This is a genomic window from Rhizobium sp. NLR8a, from assembly GCF_019685235.1.
Classification (GTDB): domain Bacteria; phylum Pseudomonadota; class Alphaproteobacteria; order Rhizobiales; family Rhizobiaceae; genus Rhizobium.
Genome location: NZ_JABDWI010000003.1, coordinates 342,362 through 365,098, shown reverse-complemented (window position 1 = coordinate 365,098; position 22,737 = coordinate 342,362). Strand labels below are relative to the sequence as shown.

17 protein-coding genes are annotated in these 22,737 nt (G+C 60.6%); 12 read left to right on the top strand and 5 right to left on the bottom strand.

The features are described 5' to 3' along the window. Positions 1-145: 145 nt before the first annotated feature. A complete protein-coding gene (locus HJC04_RS07550) occupies positions 146-346 on the bottom strand; it encodes a hypothetical protein (protein WP_221145670.1) in 201 nt (66 codons plus the stop codon). A 250-nt stretch (positions 347-596) separates the two neighbouring features. On the opposite strand from HJC04_RS07550, the gene HJC04_RS07545 reads away from it, so the two are divergent. Beyond that, a complete protein-coding gene (locus tag HJC04_RS07545) occupies positions 597-2,432 on the top strand; it encodes an aminopeptidase P family protein (protein WP_221145528.1) in 1,836 nt (611 codons plus the stop codon). Between the two features lie 64 nt (positions 2,433-2,496). Here HJC04_RS07545 and HJC04_RS07540 read toward each other — a convergent pair whose 3' ends face one another. After that, a complete protein-coding gene (locus HJC04_RS07540) occupies positions 2,497-2,805 on the bottom strand; it encodes an AzlD family protein (protein WP_210630634.1) in 309 nt (102 codons plus the stop codon). A gap of 3 nt (positions 2,806-2,808) precedes the next feature. Next, positions 2,809-3,540 (bottom strand): AzlC family ABC transporter permease, encoded by a 732-nt coding sequence (locus HJC04_RS07535; protein WP_210630635.1) that lies wholly within the window; start codon positions 3,538-3,540, stop codon positions 2,809-2,811. A 131-nt stretch (positions 3,541-3,671) separates the two neighbouring features. On the opposite strand from HJC04_RS07535, the gene HJC04_RS07530 reads away from it, so the two are divergent. Both HJC04_RS07530 and HJC04_RS07525 read left to right on the top strand, forming a co-directional pair. Continuing rightward, positions 3,672-3,923 carry a DUF2164 domain-containing protein gene (locus tag HJC04_RS07530; protein WP_210630636.1) on the top strand — a complete coding sequence of 84 codons (252 nt, stop codon included), beginning with the start codon at positions 3,672-3,674 and terminating at the stop codon, positions 3,921-3,923. 82 nt (positions 3,924-4,005) lie between these two features. Continuing rightward, positions 4,006-5,598: a hypothetical protein gene (locus tag HJC04_RS07525; protein ID WP_221145527.1), complete on the top strand. Its 1,593-nt coding sequence runs from the start codon at positions 4,006-4,008 to the stop codon at positions 5,596-5,598. 15 nt (positions 5,599-5,613) lie between these two features. Here HJC04_RS07525 and pncA read toward each other — a convergent pair whose 3' ends face one another. Then, positions 5,614-6,240 (bottom strand): bifunctional nicotinamidase/pyrazinamidase, encoded by a 627-nt coding sequence (gene pncA, locus HJC04_RS07520; RefSeq protein WP_210630638.1) that lies wholly within the window; start codon positions 6,238-6,240, stop codon positions 5,614-5,616. Between the two features lie 396 nt (positions 6,241-6,636). On the opposite strand from pncA, the gene HJC04_RS07515 reads away from it, so the two are divergent. Beyond that, complete coding sequence (locus HJC04_RS07515) at positions 6,637-6,984, top strand: hypothetical protein (protein WP_097598119.1); 348 nt, start codon at positions 6,637-6,639, stop codon at positions 6,982-6,984. Positions 6,985-7,011: 27 nt separating this feature from the next. Here HJC04_RS07515 and HJC04_RS07510 read toward each other — a convergent pair whose 3' ends face one another. Further along, complete coding sequence (locus tag HJC04_RS07510) at positions 7,012-9,489, bottom strand: ATP-dependent helicase (RefSeq protein ID WP_221145525.1); 2,478 nt, start codon at positions 9,487-9,489, stop codon at positions 7,012-7,014. 189 nt (positions 9,490-9,678) lie between these two features. On the opposite strand from HJC04_RS07510, the gene HJC04_RS07505 reads away from it, so the two are divergent. From HJC04_RS07505 to HJC04_RS07470, 8 genes are all read left to right on the top strand, one after another. Then, positions 9,679-10,155, top strand: coding sequence for a VOC family protein (locus HJC04_RS07505; RefSeq protein ID WP_088391641.1), 477 nt, complete (start codon positions 9,679-9,681; stop codon positions 10,153-10,155). A 403-nt stretch (positions 10,156-10,558) separates the two neighbouring features. Further along, entirely contained in the window at positions 10,559-12,502 is a 1,944-nt protein-coding gene (locus HJC04_RS07500; RefSeq protein ID WP_210630640.1) for a PrkA family serine protein kinase, read from the top strand. Positions 12,503-12,514: 12 nt separating this feature from the next. Further along, positions 12,515-13,789: a YeaH/YhbH family protein gene (locus tag HJC04_RS07495; protein ID WP_210630641.1), complete on the top strand. Its 1,275-nt coding sequence runs from the start codon at positions 12,515-12,517 to the stop codon at positions 13,787-13,789. Continuing rightward, positions 13,786-15,336, top strand: coding sequence for a SpoVR family protein (locus HJC04_RS07490; RefSeq protein WP_210630642.1), 1,551 nt, complete (start codon positions 13,786-13,788; stop codon positions 15,334-15,336). Before HJC04_RS07495 ends, HJC04_RS07490 begins: the two co-directional genes overlap by 4 nt. 208 nt (positions 15,337-15,544) lie before the next feature. Then, positions 15,545-16,528: an adenylate/guanylate cyclase domain-containing protein gene (locus HJC04_RS07485; RefSeq protein ID WP_221145523.1), complete on the top strand. Its 984-nt coding sequence runs from the start codon at positions 15,545-15,547 to the stop codon at positions 16,526-16,528. A gap of 289 nt (positions 16,529-16,817) precedes the next feature. Beyond that, positions 16,818-18,026, top strand: a complete 1,209-nt coding sequence (locus tag HJC04_RS07480) for an efflux RND transporter periplasmic adaptor subunit (protein WP_221122667.1) — start codon at positions 16,818-16,820, stop codon at positions 18,024-18,026. After that, entirely contained in the window at positions 18,023-21,178 is a 3,156-nt protein-coding gene (locus HJC04_RS07475; RefSeq protein ID WP_221145521.1) for an efflux RND transporter permease subunit, read from the top strand. Before HJC04_RS07480 ends, HJC04_RS07475 begins: the two co-directional genes overlap by 4 nt. Positions 21,179-21,443: 265 nt before the next feature. Next, positions 21,444-22,442, top strand: a complete 999-nt coding sequence (locus tag HJC04_RS07470; protein WP_221145519.1) for a flagellin — start codon at positions 21,444-21,446, stop codon at positions 22,440-22,442. Positions 22,443-22,737 lie beyond the last annotated feature (295 nt).

Sequence of the window (22,737 nt, the reverse complement as noted above, 5' to 3'; positions counted from 1 at the left end):
AAGAAAAAGGCGGCGCCAGTGGCACCGCCTTAGACCGGCCTATCCGGCCAACGCCCGCGAGCTCGAAGGAGGAGGAGTGCTCAAGCGGGCTCTACTGCATTCCAATGGGCCTGTCCGGGAGGGAGGAGACGAACAGGCTTTAAGCTTAGAACGCGTAGCTGGGTGCGCCCTGGTGGCGCGTGACGCGCTGACCGGCACCGAGCAGCTTGAGGCTGTCCTCGTTCTGCGGGCGGCGGGCGCCGATCACGTGACGCACGGTCTGGCGTTCGCCAGCCTGTACCGGGCTGCTATATGCGAAGCGCGAGAGAGAGGCGGTCATTTCAAAAACCTTTGTTTGCTGTTCCATCCGAACTGTTCGATGGCGCCTATATAGCTATTCTGAAATGCGGAGGCAGAGGGTTTTCCTCATGGGAGCCATGCGGCCAATGCATAAAGCGTGCCAAATAAACTCTTGGCGTCATCGTTCTGTCAAAATGACGAGCGTCGGCAGTGACTTCGACTCGTTTCGTCGCTTTTTCTCCCCATCGATTGAAATTTCGCTAACATGGCGCGCATCCCATTAACCGGATTCGTTTCAACCATTCGGATTTCCCAGCATGTTCCAGTCTTTCGAGGTCACCTCCACGCCGCAGTTCGGTAAGGATCGGGTTTCGGCGTTGCGTGCCGGATTCGATGCGCTCGGCATAGATGCCTTCCTCGTGCCGCGCGCCGACGAATTCAACGGCGAATATGTTCCGGCCTGCTCCGAGCGCCTGGCATGGCTGACGGGCTTCACCGGCTCGGCGGGCATTGCGCTGATCCTGCGGACCCAAGCGATCGTCTTCGTCGACGGGCGCTATGTGACGCAACTGGCCGAACAGGTCGACGGCTCGGTGTTCTCGGGTGGTGATCTCGTCAACGAGCCGCCGCATGTCTGGCTTGCGGCAAACGGAAGCAAGGAGCTGAGGCTCGGCATCGATCCCTGGCTGCACGCGGGCGCGGAGGTACGGCGCCTGGAAAAAGCACTGGCGCAGATCGGCGGGACGTTGGTCTTCCTGCCGTACAATCCGCTCGACAGGCTCTGGCACGACCGGCCCGCCGAGCCGCTCGGCGCCGTCACCATCCAGAATGTTGCCCAGGCCGGCGTGCTGGCGAGCGACAAGATTGCGACGATAGCTGCCGATCTTTCGAAGAAAAACCTTGCTGCGGTGCTGATCGCCGATCCCTCGTCGGTTGCCTGGATCTTCAATATCCGCGGCGCCGACGTGCCGCACACGCCGCATCCGCTGGCGCGCGCTATCATTCATGCCGACGGACGGGCCGAACTCTTCCTCGACAAGCGCAAGACAGGCATCGAGCCCGAAGCCTATCTCGGGCAGATCTGCACGCAGCTGCCGCCTTCGGCGCTCGAAGAGAGGCTCGCTGCCGTTTCCAGGGATGGCGGCCGCGTGCTGATCGACGCTGATATCGCCTCTCATGCGCTGGCGGAGATCATCCGCCGGGCTGGCGGTGAAGTGGTGGAGGGCGCCGATCCCGCCAAGCTGCCGCGTGCTGTGAAAAACGACGTCGAAATCAACGGCTCGGCCGCTGCACATCTGCAGGATGGAGCAGCGATGGTGGAATTCCTTTATTGGCTGTCGCAGGAGAAACCAGGCAGCGTAAGCGAGATCGCCGCCGCCGAACATCTGGAGGCGGTGCGCGCCCGTGTCGGCCAAAGCATGCAGAACCCGCTGAAGGACATTTCCTTCGATACGATCTCGGGCGCCGGCGAACATGCAGCGATCATGCATTATCGCGTCACCACCGAGACCAACCGGATGATCGAGGCAGGCGAACTCTTCCTCATCGATTCCGGTGCGCAATATATCAACGGCACGACCGATATTACCCGCACGGTCGGAATCGGCACGGTTTCAGAGGAGCATCGCCGTTTCTTCACGATGGTGCTCAAGGGAATGATCCAGATCAGCACGGCACGTTTCCCGAAGGGTACACGCGGCTGCGACCTCGATCCGCTGGCGCGCATCGCACTGTGGCGGGCAGGCGCCGATTTTGCCCATGGCACAGGCCACGGAGTCGGCTCCTATCTCTCTGTGCATGAGGGACCGCAGCGCATCTCCAGGCTCTCGACGCAGGAGCTGCTGCCCGGCATGATCCTTTCGAACGAACCCGGTTATTATCGGCCGGGCAGCTTCGGCATCCGCATCGAGAACCTGATCTATGTGCGCGGCGCCGAGGAGATTGACGGCGGCGACATGCCGATGCTCGGCTTCGAGACGCTGACCTTCTGCCCGATCGACCGCAGCCTCGTCATTCCCGAGCTTCTGACCCATGATGAGCTGCATTGGTTCAACGACTATCACCGCCGCACATGCGAGGCGCTGATGCCGCTGATCCACGATCACGACGTCAGGGCTTGGCTCGAAAACGCGACGCTGCCGCTCGAATATTAGGCAAGAGGTGGCGGACACTGCTTTCGGGCTGCAAGGTCGCGCATCTTTCAGGCGCAAGGCAGGGCTAGGCGCCGATCGTGTAGCGCCATGCCATCACGACAACCCAGGCGGCAACCAGCATCCATGTATGAGCAATGCGCAGGCCCACGATAAGGGCAACGATCAGCGCCAGTTTCGATTCCCAGCCGCCGATGAAGAAGGCAGGTGCGACAAGAGTCGTCAGCACGGCGGCCGGCACGGCATTCAGCGCCGCTTCCACGCGCGGGGGAATGCTCTTCATTCGGGTGATGAGGATATAGCCGCCGATCCGGGTGGCGAAGGTGGCGACTGCAGCGGCGAGGATGACGAGCGCCATGTGGAGATCGAATTCCATGGCTCAGACCTCGTGCACTTCGGATTGAAGGGCGTCGGCTTCGAGATCCGGCACCTCGCGCGGCAGCGGCAGCAGGGCAGCCAGCACGATGCCGGCGGCCGCACCCAGGCTGACATGCCAGGGCGAGCCGACGTAACGGTAGGCGAGCACTGATGCCACCGCGCTGACGAGCGCCACCGGCAGGAAATTGTCGCGCTTGCGGAAACCAACGACAATGCCGAGAAAATAGGCTGGCAACAGGATATCGAGGCCGATCGCCTTGGGATCGCCGATGAAGCCGCCGAGCATGCCGCCGGCGATGCTGATCAGCACCCAGGGGATGTAGATGATGATGCCGAAGCCGAGATACCAGGCGAAGGTGAGCGGCTTGCCGGCTTCGCCGCGCTTGACCGCCGCAGCAAATTGCGGATCGACGAGCAGGAAGAAGGTGAAGAATTTCTGCACCGAGCTGAAATGGCCGATGTAGCGCGCTAAGGCCGCGGAATAGAGCACGTGGCGGAAATTGACGGCAAGGATCGACAGCACGATCAGCCAGGCATGGACATTGTGGCCGAAGAGTTCGATGCCGACCATCTGGCTGGCGCCTGCATAGACCGTGGCGCTCATGAAGGCGGCCTCGGAAAGCGACATGCCGTTTTCAACCGCCAGCGCTCCGAACAGCGCGCCAAAGGGCGCCGATGCCAGCGCAACGGCCGAGCCGCCCCGCAAACCTTCAACAAAGTCGGCGCGATTCATGTGAGTGTCCTGTTGGAAATTCAGGTTTCCCTTATGAGCTATGGTCTTCGGCGACAATTGAATTTCGTTGATTGACCAATCGATTTCGCTGAAGCATCAACGTGGTGATTGCATTTGTCGGAGAGGCAGACGTGCAGAAGATCGAATTTTCCAGGGAAGAAAAGACTGAGATCGTTGCACGCATCCGCGCTTATTTCGACCGCGAACTTGATCCCATCGGCATGCTGCCGGCCGAATTCCTGCTCGATTTTTTTACCGAGGAGATTGGCCCGTACTTCTACAATCGAGGGCTGAGAGATGCCCAGGCTGCCCTACTGAAGAGAATGGAAGACGTGGCCGAAGATATTCATCTTCTTGAGAGAGAGCAGAAATCCAGCGCCTGAAAATCGGGCGGCGGGCCCGCTTAACGCCAAATTATGGCTGCGGCGATACGGTCGGCGCTTTCCTTCACCAGGTTGGTGTCATTTGGCCCTGATTGTCTCTGTTATTGATGAACCTCGATCCGCCAGGCTCGCCAAGGCGATGCTCTTTCTCGCCTGGCTTGCGCTGGCGTCTGCGCTTTGCTGGTCCGAAACGGTATGGCGTGACGAAGTTCGCGCATTGTCACTGGCCCTTCAGGGAGACAATTTCGCCGCCATGCTTCGCCAGCTGCGTGGCGAGGGGCATCCTGCCCTGTGGTATATCCTGCTGCGCGCCGCCCATGTCATGATCGGCTCGCCCGTCGTCTTGAAAATCGTCGCACTGACTATTGCGGCCGCCGCCGCCTACCTTCTTGTTTTCCGGTTGAAACTGCCCCTTCCCATCATGCTGCTGTCGCTGTTCAGCAGCTTTTCGATCTTCGATTACGCGGCGATGTCGCGAAATTACGGCATCAGCATGCTGGTGGTCTTCCTTATCGTCCTGAACTGGGGGAAAGGCCGACGCAACGGAATATTGCTCGGCCTGCTGTTCGCCTTGCTGGCCAATACCAACGTCCATTCGGTGGTCCTCGTCGGCGGTTTCCTCGCCCATTGGTTTTTCGATCTGGTTCTGGCGCGGCCAAGACCCCCTTTGAGCGCATATCGGGCCTTTTTGACAGCCGCTGCCATTGCCGCCGTCGGCATTGTTCTCTGCGTCATGACGGTCTATCCGACCTTCAACGATGCGGGGCAGAACGATCTTGCGGGCAAGAATTTCGCTTTGCTTGTCCTTTCGGCGCTTGTCGCCCCCAGTTCCTATTTCATGGCGTTCTACCCCGACCGGATCCTTGCACTGGTCTTGGCTGATCCATTGTTCGCCCGGATATTCGCGTCGCTCATGGCTGTGCTCATCTATGGCAGTCTGTTGGGGCTGGCGAACCGGCGACCGGCGATGTTCGCAGCAGCACTGGTTCTCCTCGGGCTTTCTCTGCTTTTTACGCTGGTTTACCCAGGTAGCTACAGGCATCAGGCGCTGTGGCTGGTCTTCATGATCGCAATCACCGCTTTGACCCTGCCGCCTCGGGTCGGCCTCGCCGATGTTGCCGGCACCGAAGCTGCCGGCGGCATCGTGAAGATCGGGCGCCTGTGCTTCATGATATTGCTCGCGCTGCAGGTCGCTTCCGGCATCGAGAGGGTCCATCAATTCCTTTTCACCGACATGCCGCTCAGCCGAGCCCAGGATCTCGGCTCGTTCATTCAATCCCGTCCTGATCTCAAGGATGCGATCATCATGGCGGATCCCGACTATCTCGTGGAAGCCTTACCCTATTATGTTTCCAATCGCACCTATCTCCTAAGAGAGGAGCGGTTCGGTGCCATTGTGCACTATACCCGCAATGCGCGGCTTTCTCTCAGCCTTGCCGACATTCTGCAGACGGCGCGGCAGTTGCAGCAGAGCGAGCATGGTCCTGTCGTCGTTCTTCTCTCACAACGGCTTGATCGAATTGCCGCGCCGGTGTCATTGCGCGAAAGTTACAATTGGCTGCTGTCCCTGACGCCAGAGGACATTTCCGCACTCCGGAGCGAGATGACCCTGGTCAAGCGCTTCGGCCCCGTTGCCGGCAGCGATGAGACATTCGATGCCTATTTGTTGAAATAGCCGGCGATCGCAAGCTCATTGGCGCAAGGCATCTGCGCTTTTTATCACAGTGATGCCGTGCGCCCGCATTTCGTCGATGGCGGCGGCAACACCTTCGGGGGTGATGCCGCGGCTTGCGTCCTCGATGAAGCGGACGCGCACCCCAGGCATCATCTCGAGCGCGTCGAGCGCCGAGAACTTGACACAGTAATCGGTTGCAAGCCCACAGACGTCGAGATCGGTGACACCCTGTTCCTGGAGAAAATTGGAAAGACCGGTCGAAGCATCGCGGTCATTGTCGCGGAATGCCGAATAGCTGTCGATCCTGGGATCCTCGCCCTTCTGCTGGATCAGGTCGATCTCTTCGGATCTCAGTTCCGGATGTAATTCGGCGTCGAGCGTACCCTGGATACAGTGGTCGGGCCACATCATTTGTGGCTTGCCGGACAATTCGCCCATCTCGAAGGGGGTGGCACCCGGATGGGCAGAGGCGAAGCTGCCGTGGCCGGGCGGATGCCAATCCTGGGAGGCGACGATCAGATCATATCTGCCACTGTCGATCAGCCGGTTTGCGACGGGGACCACCTTGTCGCCGTCTGGCACCGGCAGATTGCCGCCCGGACAGAAGCCGTTCTGGATATCGACGAGCAGCAGCGCTTTCATCAAGGCCAATCCCTTCGCGTTATTGCAATGCAAATGCCAAATGCACCGAACACACCAACACACCAACACACCAACACACCAACACACCAGTAGTGGATTTCCCAGCGCGGGCGCGCAAGTGTTAATTCTGGTACCTCCGGTAGTGGCTAGTCGAAAAAGCACACGTTAATGCAACCATTGATATGTGATCGCAGTAACTCTCCTCTCGAAACGGCGGGAAGGCGAAGGTTTTACACTGCGGATCTCCCCGGCAGAGCCTCATTTTCCGGTGTCAGCCTTCATCGGTCTGCCGGCTGAGGTGCTGCAGCGCCTTCTTCGACGGCGACGTCCGCTCGATCTTGCCGGCCGCCGCGATTTCTGTCTTTCTGAGCTCATCAGCAAGTCAAGATTGAAGCCATGTCCGAGCCTCAAGCAGATGAAAAGATCGACGCCACCTTCCGCAACGGGTCGCTGACGGCGACCGGGATCATTCTTGGTTTCTCCCTCAATTTCATCAGTCTTTGGGTGTCCAATCCCAATGACTGGAGCCGCGTCGATCTGCTGCCGATGTCATTTCTGACCGTCGGTATCGCCATTCAGGTGAAGGTGTTTGCGGATCTGCTCGCGCGCGACTCCCTGCTCGCCGCAAAATATGACCGGGCTCGGCGACTGTTCCTGATCGGGCTGTCGATCGTCGCCGTCGGAATGGGCATCGCCCTGCTGAACGATATTCTCGGGCTCAGCAGTATGCGGATGTTCGGATAACGGTTTCCACGCGGTATAACCGCAAAATCACACGCGCTCGACGAACCCGTCCAGCACCCGCTTCTGTCCGGCGCGATCGAAATCGATCGTCAGCTTGTTGCCTTCGATGCCAGTGATGTTGCCATTGCCGAATTTCAGGTGGAAGACGCGGTCGCCGAGGGTGAAGCGCGATGATTCAGAGGACGTGGACTTCGCCACCAGTTCCCCGTCGATCGTGCGTCCCTTCGGGCCGCTTTCGCCATAACCGATGCGTTCGACGGCGTGGCCGGAGCGGGTGCCCCAATTGTCGCGGGTGGCGTCGGTCCTGTTGGCCTGGGCGCGCTTCCAGCCGGGGGTCGAATAGGAGTTGGCGAAGGGTTCGGCTTTGTCGAAGCGGGACTGGCCGTAACCGCCGCGGCCGTAACCGCCGTAGCTCTGTTCCATCTCGGCGACCTCGACATGGGTCTCCGGCAATTCGTCCAGGAAACGCGAGGGCAGGGTCGATTGCCAGAGACCGTGGATGCGGCGGTTGGAGACGAACCAGATGTGGCAGCGACGTTTGGCGCGGGTGATGCCGACATAGGCGAGGCGGCGTTCCTCCTCCAGGCCGGCACGGCCGCTTTCATCGAGCGAGCGCTGGTGCGGAAAAAGGCCTTCCTCCCAGCCGGGCAGGAAAACGGTGTCGAATTCCAGGCCCTTGGCCGAATGCAGCGTCATGATCGAGACGGCGTCGAGGTTCTCGTTGGTCTCGGCATCCATCACAAGGGAGACGTGTTCGAGAAAGCCGCGCATTGACTCGAAGCTTTCCATCGAGCGGATCAGTTCCTTCAGGTTTTCCAGGCGGCCCGGGGCTTCCGCGCTCTTGTCGTTCTTCCACATGTCGGTATAGCCGGACTCTTCGAGGATCTGCTCGGCAAGTTCGGTATGTGGCGTGTTTTCAAGCAGTTCCTGCCATCGGCGGAAAGATTGAATCACGTCGAAGAGGGCTTTTCGCGCCTTCGGCTTCAGCTCGTCCGTCTCGATGATGTCGGCGGCGGCCGCCAGCATCGGGATGTCGCGGGCGCGTGCATAATCGTGCAGCGCGCGCACCGTCGTATCGCCGAGGCCGCGCTTCGGCGTGTTGATGATACGTTCGAAGGCGAGGTCGTCGGCCGGCTGCGCCACCAGGCGGAAATAGGCCAGGGCATCGCGGATTTCGAGGCGCTCATAGAAGCGCGGGCCACCAATGACGCGGTAGTTGAGGCCAAGGGTGACGAAGCGATCTTCGAATTCGCGCATCTGGAAGGAGGCGCGCACGAGGATCGCCATGTCGTTCAGCAGATGCTTGTTGCGCTGGAGTTGCTCGATCTCCTCGCCAATGGCGCGGGCCTCCTCCTCCGAGTCCCAGGAGGCGTGAACCTGGACCTTGACGTCATCTGGGTCGGCGCGATCGGTGAACAACGTCTTGCCCAAGCGGCCTTCATTATGGGCGATCAGATGGGCGGCGGCGCCAAGGATATGTTCGGTCGATCGGTAATTGCGCTCGAGCTTGATCACCTTGGCGCCGGGGAAATCCTTCTCGAAGCGCAGGATATTGTCGACCTCCGCGCCGCGCCAGCCATAGATCGACTGGTCGTCGTCACCGACGCAGCAGACATTCTGCGGCTCACCCTTGGCGCGCTGGGCAAGAAGCCTCAGCCACATGTACTGAGCAGTGTTGGTGTCCTGGTACTCGTCGACAAGGATATAGCGGAAGCGGCCGTGATATTCCTTCAAAAGATCCGGATTCTTGCGGAAGATCGCGATCGGATGCATCAGCAGGTCGCCGAAATCGCAGGCGTTGAGCGTCGACAGGCGCGCCTGATAGGCGAAATAGAGATCGCGGCCGCGGCCATTGGCAAAGGCGCGGGCGTCGCCTTCGGGAATATCGGCCGGTCCGAGGCCCTTGTTCTTCCAGGTGTCGATCATGCCGGCGAACTGCTTTGCCGGCCAGCGCTTGTCGTCGAGGCCTTCGGCCTGGATCAGCTGCTTGATCAGGCGCACGACGTCGTCGGTGTCGAGAATGGTGAAACCGGAGCTCAGGCCGACGAGCTCGCCATGGCGGCGCAGGAGCTTGACGCCGATCGAGTGGAAGGTGCCGAGCCACGGCATGCCTTCGACGGCGCCGCCGACGAGCAGGGCGATGCGCTCCTTCATCTCGCGCGCGGCCTTGTTGGTAAAGGTGACGGCGAGGATCTGTGACGGGAAGGCGCGGCCGGTATTGAGGATATGGGCGATGCGGGTCGTCAGCACGCGCGTCTTTCCCGTGCCGGCGCCGGCGAGCACGAGGACGGGGCCTTCCAGCGTTTCGACGGCTTCGGTCTGTTCCGGGTTCAATCCGGCGAGATAGTCCGGCCGTTTGCCGCCGTCACGGGCCGCCATGGCGCGGGCGGCGATGCCGCCGCCGGCGGCCGGCCTTCCGGCGGTTGCGACAGACGGCTGCGGCTTACGCGCCACATCGCCCGGCTCCTCGTCGAAGAAGGGAATATCGTCGAAACTATTGCTCATGGCGCGTAATGTAGTGATTCGGGAAGGAAAGACCAGAAAAGATGTTCTGCTTTCATTCCCGAGCCACCGCTATTGCGGGGGGGTGGGCGGCCAAAAAATCCGATCGCGGCCTGTCGGAACCGGTGCCGACCAGACGTCCTCGAAGCATCGGACAGAAGTCCGGGATACTCGCCAACAAGGAGGCTGTCCATGCCCAAGGTCATTTCAAATCTCTGGTTCGCGGAGCAGGCACGCGAAGCCGTAGAATTCTACGTGTCGATCATTCCGGATTCCAGGATCGGCCGAACCACCATACTTCCGGCGGAAACCCCGAGCGGCCCTCCCGGCAGCGTCGAGCTGATCGAGTTCACGCTTGGCGACCAAGCCTTCCTGGCGATGAAGGCCGGTCCGCTCGACAGCTTCAACCATTCCTTTTCGATAGCGATCCTTCTGGAAAGCCAGGCGGAGATCGATCGGATATGGGATGCCTTCCTCGCCAATGGCGGCACGCCGGAGGCCTGCGGCTGGCTGAAGGACCGCTGGGGCCTTTCCTGGCAGATCGTCCCGCGCGCGCTCTCCGAGATGATCGCCGACGAAGATCGCGAGCGGGCAAGGCGCGTCACCGAAGTCATGCTCGGCATGGTCAAGATCGATGTGGCTGCGCTGGAAAAGGCGTTCAACGGCTGAGAGCCAGGAGGCGCATGAGTAGGATATGCCGGTCGGATGTGACGTTCGCCCGGTTTCATTCTGCGGGCGGCGAACTCGCTGCCCGCTGTCGGAGCCGACTGGCTCTCACCGGCGGGCAATCGCCGATTATTTACGGCTCGAATCACGGGCGCTATTGCATACCTTTTTTACTTCCATGTCACGTCGCTAAATGTGCTGATATCGCGACAAGCCTTTTCTCAACTACAATAAGAAACAGTTTCGTGGAGTAAAAAAATACCGGTGCATGCACGATTTTGTGCATTGCCACAAACGGCCGGTCAGCGTGGAATATACCTACGAAACTATTGATTCTTAGGAACGCCGTGGCCATCTCGATGGTTATACGGCTTAGAGCCTGCGGCATTACCTTAATGGAGGTCCCATGCTGAGTGAATCCGTATTCGATGCGTTCACACGCAGTTATGAATCGCGCCGCGAAAGCGACATGTCGGTGTCGGAATATCTCGATCTCTGCAAAACCGACCCGATCGCCTATGCCAACGCGACCGAGCGTCTGCTCGCTGCCATAGGCGAACCACAGATGGTGGACACCGCCAAGGACGCGCGCCTCGGCAGGATCTTCATGAACAGGACCATCCGGGTTTATCCGGCCTTTGCCGGCTTTCACGGCATGGAAGAGACAATCGAACGCATCGTCTCCTTTTTTCGGCATGCGGCGCAGGGGCTCGAGGAGCGCAAGCAGATTCTTTATCTGCTCGGTCCGGTCGGCGGCGGCAAGTCGTCGCTGGCGGAGCGGCTGAAGCAGTTGATGGAGGTGTATCCGATCTACGTGCTGAAGGCCGGTGACGAGATCAGCCCTGTGTTCGAAAGCCCGCTCAATCTCTTCGATCCCGAGACGATGGGCTCGCTCCTGCAGGAGCAGTACGGGATCCCGCAGCGGCGCCTGAACGGATTGATGAGCCCGTGGTGCCTGAAGCGGCTCGACGATTTCGGCGGCGATATCTCCCGATTCCGCGTCGTCAGGATACAACCCTCGCGATTGCGCCAGATCGCGATTGCCAAGACCGAGCCTGGAGACGAGAACAACCAGGACATCTCCTCTTTGGTCGGCAAGGTGGATATCCGCAAACTGGAAACCTATTCTCAGAACGATCCGGACGCCTACAGCTATTCGGGCGGACTGAACCGTGCCAATCAGGGCGTGCTCGAATTCGTCGAGATGTTCAAGGCGCCGATCAAGATGCTGCACCCGCTGCTGACGGCAACGCAGGAGGGCAATTATATCGGCTCCGAGAATATCGGCGCCATACCTTTCTCCGGCATCGTCCTTGCGCATTCGAACGAGGCGGAATGGCAGACCTTCAAGGCCAACAAGAACAATGAGGCCTTCATCGACCGCATCTGCGTGATCAAAGTGCCCTATTGTCTCAGGGTGACAGAGGAACAGAAGATCTACGAAAAGCTGATCGAGGGATCGGAACTGGTGGATGCACCATGCGCCCCGGCAACGCTCGAAATGCTGGCGCGGTTCTCCGTCCTTTCGCGCCTGCGCAAGCACGAGAATTCGACCTTCTTCTCGAAGATGCGCACCTATGACGGGGAGAGCCTGAAGGAAAGCGATCCACGCGCCCGCAGCGTCCAGGAATACCGGGATGCTGCCGGGATCGACGAAGGCATGGACGGGATATCGACCCGTTTCGCCTTCAAAGTGCTCGCCTCCACCTTCAATCACGACACCACGGATATCGGCGCCGATCCCGTCCATCTGATGTATGTGCTGGAACAGGCGATCCGTCGCGAGCAGTTTCCCGACGATGTCGAGAAGCGTTATCTGGAATTCATCAAGGCCGATCTTGCGCCACGCTACGCAGAGTTCATTGGCAACGAGATTCAGAAGGCCTATCTTGAATCCTATGCGGACTACGGACAGAATCTGTTCGACCGCTATGTAGACTATGCCGATGCCTGGATCGAAGATGTGGACTTCAAGGATCCTGATACCGGTCAGCTTCTCGACCGCGAGCTCCTCAACCAGGAGCTAACGAAGATCGAAAAGCCGGCGGGGATCGCCAATCCGAAGGACTTCCGCAACGAAATTGTCAAGTTCTCTCTGAGATCGCGGGCAGCCAACGGCGGAAAAAATCCGTCATGGACGAGCTACGAGAAAATCCGGGAAGTCATCGAGAAGCGTATGTTCTCGCAGGTCGAAGATCTCTTGCCGGTCATTTCCTTCGGATCGAAGAAGGATTCGGAAACAGAAAAGAAGCATAGCGAATTCGTCTCGCGCATGGCCGCGCGAGGTTACACGGAAAGGCAGGTTCGGCGCCTCGTCGAATGGTACATGCGCGTCAAACAGGCAAGTTAATGCGGAGCCATTATGCACATTGTCGACCGGCGGCTAAATCCGCGCGGTAAAAGTCTGGAAAATCGTCAGCGGTTCCTTCGACGCATGAAGGGAGCCGTGCAGCAGGCGGTGAAACGTTCGCTGCAAAATCGAAACATTCGAGACGTGCTCGACGGTGGGGAGATCAGCCTGCCGATCGATGGAATGGCCGAACCAAGCTTTCGACGGGGCGAAGGCGGCATCGCCGATCACATCCTGCCCGGGAACCGGGCTTTCGTCGAAGGGGACATCATTCCGCGGCCGCCGGGTGGAAAGGGCGGAAAACCAAAAGATGCAGGCGAAGGCGACGGTGAGGACGGCTTCCGCTTCGTGCTGACGCGGGAGGAATTCCTCGATGTGTTCCTCGATGATCTTGAATTGCCAGACCTTGCCAAGCGGCGTCTAGCCGAAACGGAGGAAGAAACTCCGTTTCGGGCCGGTTATTCCGTATCGGGATCCCCCGCCAACATTGCCGTCGGTCGCACCACGAAGCTGGCGATGATGCGCCGCGTTGCGCTTGGCCGCCCGCGCCGCGAAGAAATCGAAGCCCTGCAGCGGCAGATCGAGGAATGCGAGGACGACGAGACCCGCGTGACGCTTGAGGCAAAACTCAAATCCCTGACGGAAAAAAGCCGGCGCATTCCCTATATCGATCCGCTCGACGTGCGTTACCGCCGCTTCGAAAACGAGCCGAAGCCTGTCGCCAAAGCGGTGATGTTCTGCCTGATGGACGTCTCGGGCTCCATGTCGGAGCACATGAAGGACCTTGCCAAGCGGTTCTACCTGCTGCTCTACCTTTTCCTGTCGAAACGCTACAAGAAAGTGGAAATCGTCTTCATCCGCCATACTGACAGGGCAGAGGAGGTCGACGAAGAAACCTTCTTCTACGGTCCTGCGACGGGCGGCACGCTGGTGTCGAGCGCGCTTGCCGCCATGCGGGCGATCATCGCGGCGCGTTTCGATCCGGCGGAGTGGAATATCTATGGCGCCCAAGCCTCGGACGGCGACAACGCCCATTCGGACGGAAATCTGACCGGGCAGCTGCTGCGCGAGATTTTGCCGCTGTGCCAGTATTTCGCCTATATCGAAGTCGGCGAGGAAGGCGGCGATTCTTCAGTGTCGCGGTCGCCCCTCTGGATGCTCTATGACGGGATCCGTTCCGAACCGCTGCCGCTTTCGATGCGCAAGGTCTGCCGGCGAAGCGAAATATTCCCTGTTTTCCACGATCTCTTCCAGAAACGTGAGGCACAGTCGAAGGTGACGCCATGACCATGACGGTGAGGCCAAGAGAGCGGCTCTTATTCGAGGGAGCCGACTGGGACTTTGCAACGCTGCAGCGCATCCATGATGCGTGCGAGGAGATCGCGCTCGGCGAGCTCGGTCTCGATGTCTATCCGAACCAGATCGAAGTCATCACCTCGGAGCAGATGCTGGATGCCTATTCCTCGACCGGCATGCCGCTGTTTTACCGCCATTGGTCCTTCGGAAAACACTTTGCGCATCATGAAACCTTCTACCGCCGCGGGATGCGCGACCTTGCCTATGAGATCGTCATCAACAGTTCTCCCTGCATCTCGTATCTGATGGAGGAAAACACGGCGACGATGCAGACGCTCGTCATCGCCCATGCGGCCTTCGGCCACAATCACTTCTTCAAGAACAATTATCTCTTCAAGCTCTGGACCGATGCCGAGGGAATTCTCGATTACCTTGATTTCGCCAAGGGTTATATCACCCGCTGCGAAGAGCGTTACGGCGAGACGGCCGTCGAAAGAACGCTCGATGCGGCGCATGCGCTGATGTCGCATGGGGTGCATCGATATGCCGGCAAGACCACAATCGACCTTCGCCAGGAGGAGAAGCGGCAGCAGGAGCGTCGCGCCCACGAAGAGCAGATGTTCAACGACCTGTGGCGCACGGTTCCCGTCGGCAAGGCGAAGAAGGCGGGTGACATCGGCTTGGAGAAGCGCCGTGCCGCGCTCGGTCTCCCGCAGGATAACATCCTCTATTTTCTTGAGAAATCCGCGCCCCGGCTGCAGCCGTGGCAGCGCGAGATCCTTCGCATCGTCCGCCACGTCGCGCAATATTTCCACCCCCAGCGGCAGACTAAGGTGATGAATGAGGGAACCGCCACCTTCGTCCATTACCAGATCATGAACCGGCTTCACGAGCGGGGGCAGATCAGCGACGGGAACTTCCTCGAATTCCTGAAGTCCCACGCCAATGTCGTCTTCCAGCCAAACTACGACGATCGGCGGTTCTCGGGCTTCAATCCCTATGCGCTTGGTTTTGCGATGATGCAGGACATCGAGAGGGTCGTCACGAAGCCGACGGAAGAGGACCGGGCATGGTTTCCCGATATTGCGGGACGAGGCGACGCGATGGGGGTCCTGCGCGACGTTTGGGCAAATTATCGGGACGAAAGTTTCATCAGTCAGTTCCTGAGCCCGAACCTGATCCGGCGGTTGCGGCTGTTCCATCTCTACGACGACCCGGAACAGACCGAAGGTGTGCTGGTCTCGGCAATTCACAATGAGCGTGGCTATCTGCGCATCCGCCGCCAGCTCTCCCGCGAATACGATATCGGCTGGACCGATCCGGCAATCGATATCGTCGATGTCGATCTCGCCGGCGACCGGCGACTGCTGCTGCAGCATATCGTCATGAACGGCTGCTATCTGCAGGAAGGTGACACGAAGCTCGTTCTTCAACATCTCGCCGATCTCTGGGGCTACGATGTGTTGCTTCAGGAAATCGACGGTTCGAGCACCGTGGCGAAAGAACATACGGCGAGTCCGCGCAAGATCGTTCAATGATCTGGGTTTCTTGCGGCGCGCCGGGCTAACGCGCGTCGTGCGCGTCCATCCATTCGTCCGCATCCGGCGGCGATCTGCAATTATCGATGGCAACAAACACAAAGGCTGCGTAATTTACCGCCGCTGCAATCGTTCATATTGGTCTCCACTCAACCCAATTCCACCTTGCAGCGACCTTTCGGGGCCGATAGCGCAAAGGCGAGTGACCATGAGCGAAACCCGGCGGAAGCTGACGACGATCTTCTGTGCTGACGTGCAGGACTATACGCGGCTGATGGGAGCCGACGAGGAGGGGACGCTCGCGACGCTGAAGCGCTGCCGCGAGGCGATGGCACACCTCATCGAAAGCCATGGCGGCCGTGTCGTCAACACCTGGGGCGACGGGTTGATCGCCGAGTTTCCGAGCGTGGTCGAGGCGGTGCGCGCCGCCGTCGATACGCAGAACGAACTTGCCGGCTTCAATGCCCGCCGCCCAAGCGACGGGCGCATGCTCTTCCGCATCGGCATCAATCTCGGCGACGTGATCGTCGAGGGCGATGACATCTATGGCGACGGTGTCAATATCGCCGCGCGGCTGCAGGCCTCGGCCGCCCCCGGCGGCATCGTGATATCGAGCACCGTCTACGACCAGGTGCGCAACAAGGTGGCGGTCGGTTTCGAGTTTCTCGGGCCGCTGATGGTGAAGAACGTCGAAGAGGGCGTGCCGAGCTATGCGGTGAGAATCGGCGACGGAAGCGACGAGGCCCCGCCTGCCGAACGACCCGCCGCCGCCCGGCCGCAGCCAGCGGCCGCCGCCCGGCCGCAGCCAGCGGCCGCCACCCGGCCGCAGCCAGCGGCCGCCACCCGGCCGCAGCCAGCGGCCGCCGTCATGACCGAGGCAAGGCCGGCGCCTGGCGGACGGAAGCTGTTTGCCGTGCTCGGCGTCATCGCCGTCGTGCTGATCGTCATCAATCTCCTGTCGTGGGAGGGCGTTTTCTGGGCGCGGTTTCCCGTGCTGGCGCTTGCCGTGGTGGCGGCGCTTGCCTGGAATCGCGGTCAGACCTGGTTCGATCGCAAGTTTGCCACGCTCGCGATCGTCGCGCTCGGCATCATCGGCATCAACCTCTTCACCTGGAGCGGGACCTTCTGGGCGGTGTGGCCGATACTGGGGATCGCAGCGACGATCGGCCTGCGGTGGTCGATGCGCCGATAGACATTGCTCTTCACTGGTTTTGCTGGATATCCCGTACCGACAGAGCCGGCGAGAAGACGTTTGCGAGCTTCGTTCAAGCAAAAGTGAGCGGCCGGATTATTTCCAATCTTTGCTGATATTACAAATCGGTAATGCCGGGTGCTTATGCTTGCCGTTAAGCTGCAAAAGCGCGATATTGTCGCACCAGCCGGGAATCTCGATCCCTGGGGATTAGATCTCCGGGATGCCGATCGCGCAGCGCCTCTTTCGACCGACCCTGGTCCAACCTCGAGTCCCTCCGGAGACGTGAATGGCCTTTTGGAAGCAGTTTGTACTTTCGCTCATCGTCATCATTGCCGGTTTTGCCGCGTGGGTTTTCCTTGCGCCCGGCGCCGGCGACAAGATGCGCGATGCAGGCATTCCGGATAGCCTCGTTTCCATGATCGCGCCTAAAGCGCCTGAAACAGCTGATGCCGGTGCTTCCGGCGGGGGGCAGGGGCAACGGGGCCAAGGGCCGGGACAGGGACAGAACCACCGCAGCGGCGGCGGGCGCAACAGCGCCATTCTCGTCGCGACGCAGGCCGTCGTTCAAGGCGTCGTCAACGACCGGCTGAACGCCATCGGCACGGGGGATGCGATCCGCTCGGTCGCGGTGACGCCGCAGGCCACGGGCACGATCCGCGAAATACTCATCAAGTCGGGCGACAGGGTGAAGGCGGGGCAGGTTCTCGCCAAGCTGGACAGCGAGGAGCAGGTGATCGCCCGTGGCCAGGCGGATGTGGCGGTGAAAGCCGCCGTCGAGAAGTCCAATCTCTACCACAACATCAAATCCAGCGTGTCGCGCATGGACGTCTTCGATTCCGAGATCGCCGAGCAGGGCGCGCGGCTGCAGCTGCAGGCCGCCGAGCTCAATCTCGCCCGGCGCAACATCACGGCGCCGATTGACGGCATCGTCGGCATCGTGCCGGTCAATATCGGCGATAATGTCACGACATCAACGCCGATCGTCACATTGGACGACCGATCGGAAATCCTCGTCGACTTTTGGGTGCCGGAGCGTTTTTCCAATACGGTTGCAGTCGGCCAGCCGGTGGAGGCGATGTCGGTGGCAAAGCCTGGGCAGGTGTTTTCGGGCGTGATAGAGGCGATCGACAACCGTATCGACGCGGCAAGCCGCACGCTGCGCCTGCGCGCCCGGATCGACAACTCTTCCGACGAGCTGCGCGCCGGCATGTCCTTCAGCGTCAGCATGAAATTTCCCGGCGACAAATACCCGGCGGTCGATCCGCAATCCGTGCAGTGGGATTCGCAAGGATCTTTCGTGTGGCAGGTGACGGACGACAAGTCGCACAAGGTGCGGGTGAGAATCGTGCAGCGCAATCCCGACTTCATTCTCGTCAAGGCCGATCTCAAGGACGGCGATAAGATCGTGACGCAGGGCCTGCAGCGCGTGCGTGAGGGCGGCGCGGTCCGTGTTTCCGCCGATATCGCCGCGAGCGGGGAGGTCGCGACCCAATGAGCGTGACCGAGATGCCTCAGGACCGAGCGTCGGGCAAGCAGAGCTTCACCGCGCTTTTCGTTCGCCGGCCGATCCTGGCGCTGGTGTTCAACACGCTAATGGTCGTCGCCGGCCTTGCAGCCTATGTCGGCGTCGAAGTGCGAGAGCTGCCGGATGTCGACCGTCCCGTTGTCACGGTACGCACCACCTTCGACGGCGCTTCGCCGCAGACGATTGACCAGGAACTGACCAAGGTGATCGAAGGCGCCGCCGCCCGCGTCAGCGGCCTGAAATCGATCTCGTCTACTTCTTCGTTCGGCCAGAGCCGGGTAACGCTCGAATTCTCCGATGCGATCGATCTCGCGGTCGCCGCCAACGACGTGCGCGATGCAATCGGCCGCATCACCCAGAACCTGCCCGACGAGGCGGATGCGCCGCAGATCGTCAAGGCGGATTCAGATTCCTCGGCGATCATGCGCCTTGCCGTCACCTCGACCAAGCTCAACATGGACGACCTGACGCAACTGGTCGAGAACGAGGTGATCGATCGCCTCGCCTCCGTCGACGGCGTCGCCGATGTCGAGGAATATGGCGAACAGGAAAAGGTATTCCGCGTCGATGTCGATCAGGGAGCGCTTGCCAGCCGCGGGCTGACGATCGGCGACATGACGAAGGCGCTGGACAATGCCGCGCTCGACGTTCCCGCCGGCTCGCTGAAGAGCACGACGCAGGATATCGTCGTGCGCGCTACCGCCAACCTGCAGACGCCGGCGGATTTTTCCAATGTTATGCTGCAGGACCGCGTCCGGTTGGGCGACGTGGCGACCGTGACGCTCGGGCCCCGCGACGGCGATACGGCGCTGCGTTCAAACGGCAAGGCGGGCATCGGCCTTGGCATCATCCGCCAGGCGCAGTCGAATACGCTGAATATCTCGACCGGCATCAAGGCTGCCGTCGAGCAGCTGTCGAAGACGCTGCCTGAGGGAACGACGATCGCTATCACTAGCGACGACGCCGTCTTCATCCAGGGCGCAATCCATGAGGTGGTGCTGGCGCTGGTGCTCGCCGCCGTCATTGTCACCGCCGTCATCTATCTCTTCCTGCGCGACTGGCGGGCGACGCTGATCCCGGCCGTCAGCATGCCGGTGGCGCTGATCGGGACTCTGGCCGCGATCTACATGGTCGGATTCTCGATCAACATCCTGACGCTGCTCGCCATCGTGCTCGCCACCGGCCTCGTCGTCGACGACGCGATCGTGGTGCTCGAAAACATCGTGCGCCGGCGCGCCGAGGGCATGGGGCCGCGTGCGGCCGCCGTGCTCGGCACGCGCGAGGTATTCTTCGCCGTTATCGCCACGACGGCGACGCTCGCGGCCGTCTTCATCCCGCTCTCCTTCCTGCCTGGGCAGGTCGGCGGTCTCTTCCGCGAATTCGGCTTCGTGCTCGCCTTCTCGGTCGGACTGTCGTCGATCGTGGCGCTGACATTGTGCCCGATGCTTGCCTCGCGCATGTTGACGAAGCCGATGATTGAAGATCACGGCGCCCTCGGCCGTTTCGGCGGCGCGCTCGCCCGTTGCTATAAATGGGCGCTGCACGGATGCCTCAATGCGCCCTTCGTCGTTATCCTGGTCTCGATGATTTTTGCCGGCGCGGCACTCATCGCCTTCTCGACGGTCAAGAGTGAACTGACCCCGGAAGAGGACCGGTCGCTGGTGATGATGCGGCTGACGACGCCGCAGGGATCGAGCCTGGAGTATACCCGAGACAAGATGCAGCTCGTCGAGGAATATCTGCAGCCGCTGGTCGACAGCGGTGACATCCGCAATGTCTTCTCGATCTCCGGTCAGGGCGGCTCGCTGAACAGCGGCTTCATGGTGCTGACGCTTGCCCCTTGGGGAGAGCGGCAGAGGACGCAGGCGGAGATCGTCGGCGACATCAACCAGGCGGCGGCGAAGGTGCCGGCGCTGCGCGGCAACGCCATTTCCTCCAACAGCCTGCGCATCCGCGGCGCCGGCAGCGGCGTGCAAATGGCGCTTGTTGGTAACGATCACGAGGCGCTGACGGCGGCGGCCGCCAAGCTGGTGCAGGCGCTCGATGCCACCGGCCAATACGATACGCCGCGGCTGACCAACGAGCCCAGCCAGGCGCAGGTATCGGTGGCGATCGACCGCGAGCGCGCGTCCGATCTCGGCATCGACATATCAGGGCTTTCGACGGCGATCCAGTCGCTGCTCGAAGGGCGCTCGGTGGTCGACGTCTTCGTCGACGGCGAATCCTATCCCGTGCTTTTGACTTCGACGACGCGGCCGATCGATGATCCCACGGATCTCGAAAACGTGTTCCTGAAAACCAGCGACGGCAAGATCGTGCCGATGTCCGTCATTGCCACGATGAAGGAAGGTTCGGTCGCGCCGCAGCTGAACCGCGAGCAGCAGCTCGCCTCGGTCGCGATCACCGCCGGCCTCAGGAACGGCATGTCGCTCGGCGATGCAGTCAGACAGGTGACGGAACTTGCGGAACCCCTGCTGCCGCCCGGCGCGCGTCTACTGCCGCTTGCGGAAGCCGCGACGCTGGAAGAGAATTCGAGCGGCATGGCGCTGACCTTCGGCTTTGCCATCGTCATCATCTTCCTGGTTCTCGCCGCCCAGTTCGAAAGCGTGCTCTCCTCGGTGATCATCATGTCGACCGTGCCGCTCGGCCTTGCCTGCGCCGTCTTCGCTTTGATCATCACCGGCTCCAGCCTGAATATCTACAGCCAGATCGGCCTGGTGCTGCTCGTCGGCGTGATGGCGAAGAACGGCATCCTGATCGTCGAATTCGCCAATCAGCTGCGCGACAGGGGCGAGGACGTGCGCTCCTCGATCGAAAAGGCCTGCGCGCTGCGCCTTCGCCCGGTGATGATGACGATGATCGCCACCATTCTCGGCGGCGTGCCGCTGGTCTTTGCCCATGGCGCGGGTGCGGAAGCGCGCGTGGCGCTCGGCTGGGTGATCGTCGGCGGCCTCGGTTTCGCCACGTTGGTGACGCTGTTCATCACACCGGTCGCCTATCTCCTGCTTGCCCGCTTCGCCAAGCCGCATGCGCATGAGGAGGCGCGCCTGCACGAGGAGATGTCGGTCGCGACAAGGCCGCTTGCGGCACCCGGCGAGGAGCAGCTGCAGGCCGCCGAATAAGCCTTCCATCCGCATTGAACACGCCGCCGGATTGCCTTCGGCGGCGTTTCTTATGGTGTATGAAGTCTTGCGGAACAAGATAAATTTCCTCTGAAGATTAGCCGTTTTTTAAGCATAAGCGGCAATGATCGTGGCCAGGAACCGTGGCCTTCTTCGTTTCTTGAAGGCAATGCGCTGGAGACCCAGCGACCCCGGACATGAGTGTCTGCGTGGAAGGTTCATCCCTGTTCAGTTGCGTTCTGTTGTGTTTTTGGAGTCTAGTTCCGTGAGTATTTATCAGCGCGTTTCCGTTGATGCGGCGCTCTCTGTGCTGCGTGATATCAATCGCAGTATGACGGTCACGCAGAACCACATCACGACAGGCATGCGTGTCGCCAAAGCGGCCGACAACGCCGTCTACTGGTCGATCGCCACCACCGCACGCACCGACAACAAGGCCGTTTCGGCGATCCAGGACGCGCTCGGTATGGCGGCTGCGACGATGGGCACGGCCTATACCGGTGTGCAGAATGTCATCGACGTCGTCTCCGAGATCAAGGCCAAGCTTGTCGCCGCCACCGAGAACGGGGTCGACAAGAACAAGATCAACGAAGAACTCAAACAGTTGCAGGAGCAGCTGCGCAGCATTTCGGAATCGGCGACCTTCAACAGCGATAACTGGGTGATCCTCAATAATGATGCGACGCCCACGCAGCCGCGCCAGATTCCGGCGTCCTTCATTCGCAATGCCGACGGCACGGTCTCTGTGGGCATGCTGAGCTACCATATCGACAATACGCCTGTCGGGGCCACAACCTCAAAGGATGCGCGCTATTTGATCGACGACCGGGCCACCGGTTCGGGCGAATACGGCGTGCTGACCTCGGCCTATTTCGCCACCGAGCTCGGGACCGCGCAGAACTACGTGCTGATAACCAGCAAAAACGGGACCACAGCAGGGCAGGTCGTCATTTCGCTATCGGCAAACACGACGAAAGGGCAGGTCGACGAAATGATCAGCGTCGTCGATGCCGCGCTGACGCAGCTGACGACGGTCGGATCTGCCTTCGGCGCGCTGGAAAAACGCATTGAGCTGCAGAACGACTTCGCCACGCAGCTGCACGACAACGTCACCGCCGGAATCGGCCGGCTCGTCGATGCCGATATGGAGGAGGAGTCGAGCAGGCTCAGGGCGCTGCAGACGCAGCAGCAGCTCGGTCTGCAATCGCTGAACATCGCTAATGCGACCTACGATACGGTCAGGCAGCTGTTCCAGAATTTCTAAAGGTTGATCATCCAGCTAACCGCTCTCGTGGTTCGAGGCGGCCCCTTGGGCCTCCGCACCATGAGGGCTAATTGTTGTGCTCTTCACTGCGTCTTGCGTTGGCAAGCCGCGACTCCGACCTCATCCTGAGGTGCCTCACAGGGGCCTCGAAGGGCGGGGCCGGCCACTGGCGTTCCGCGCGATATCAGATGCAGCCTAGCGCCCCACCTATTGATAAAAACTGGTGATATCAGCGCATTGCTGCAACATGGCTGCTGTTTCGGCGCCTGAAATTCCCCTATCAAGGGAACATCTT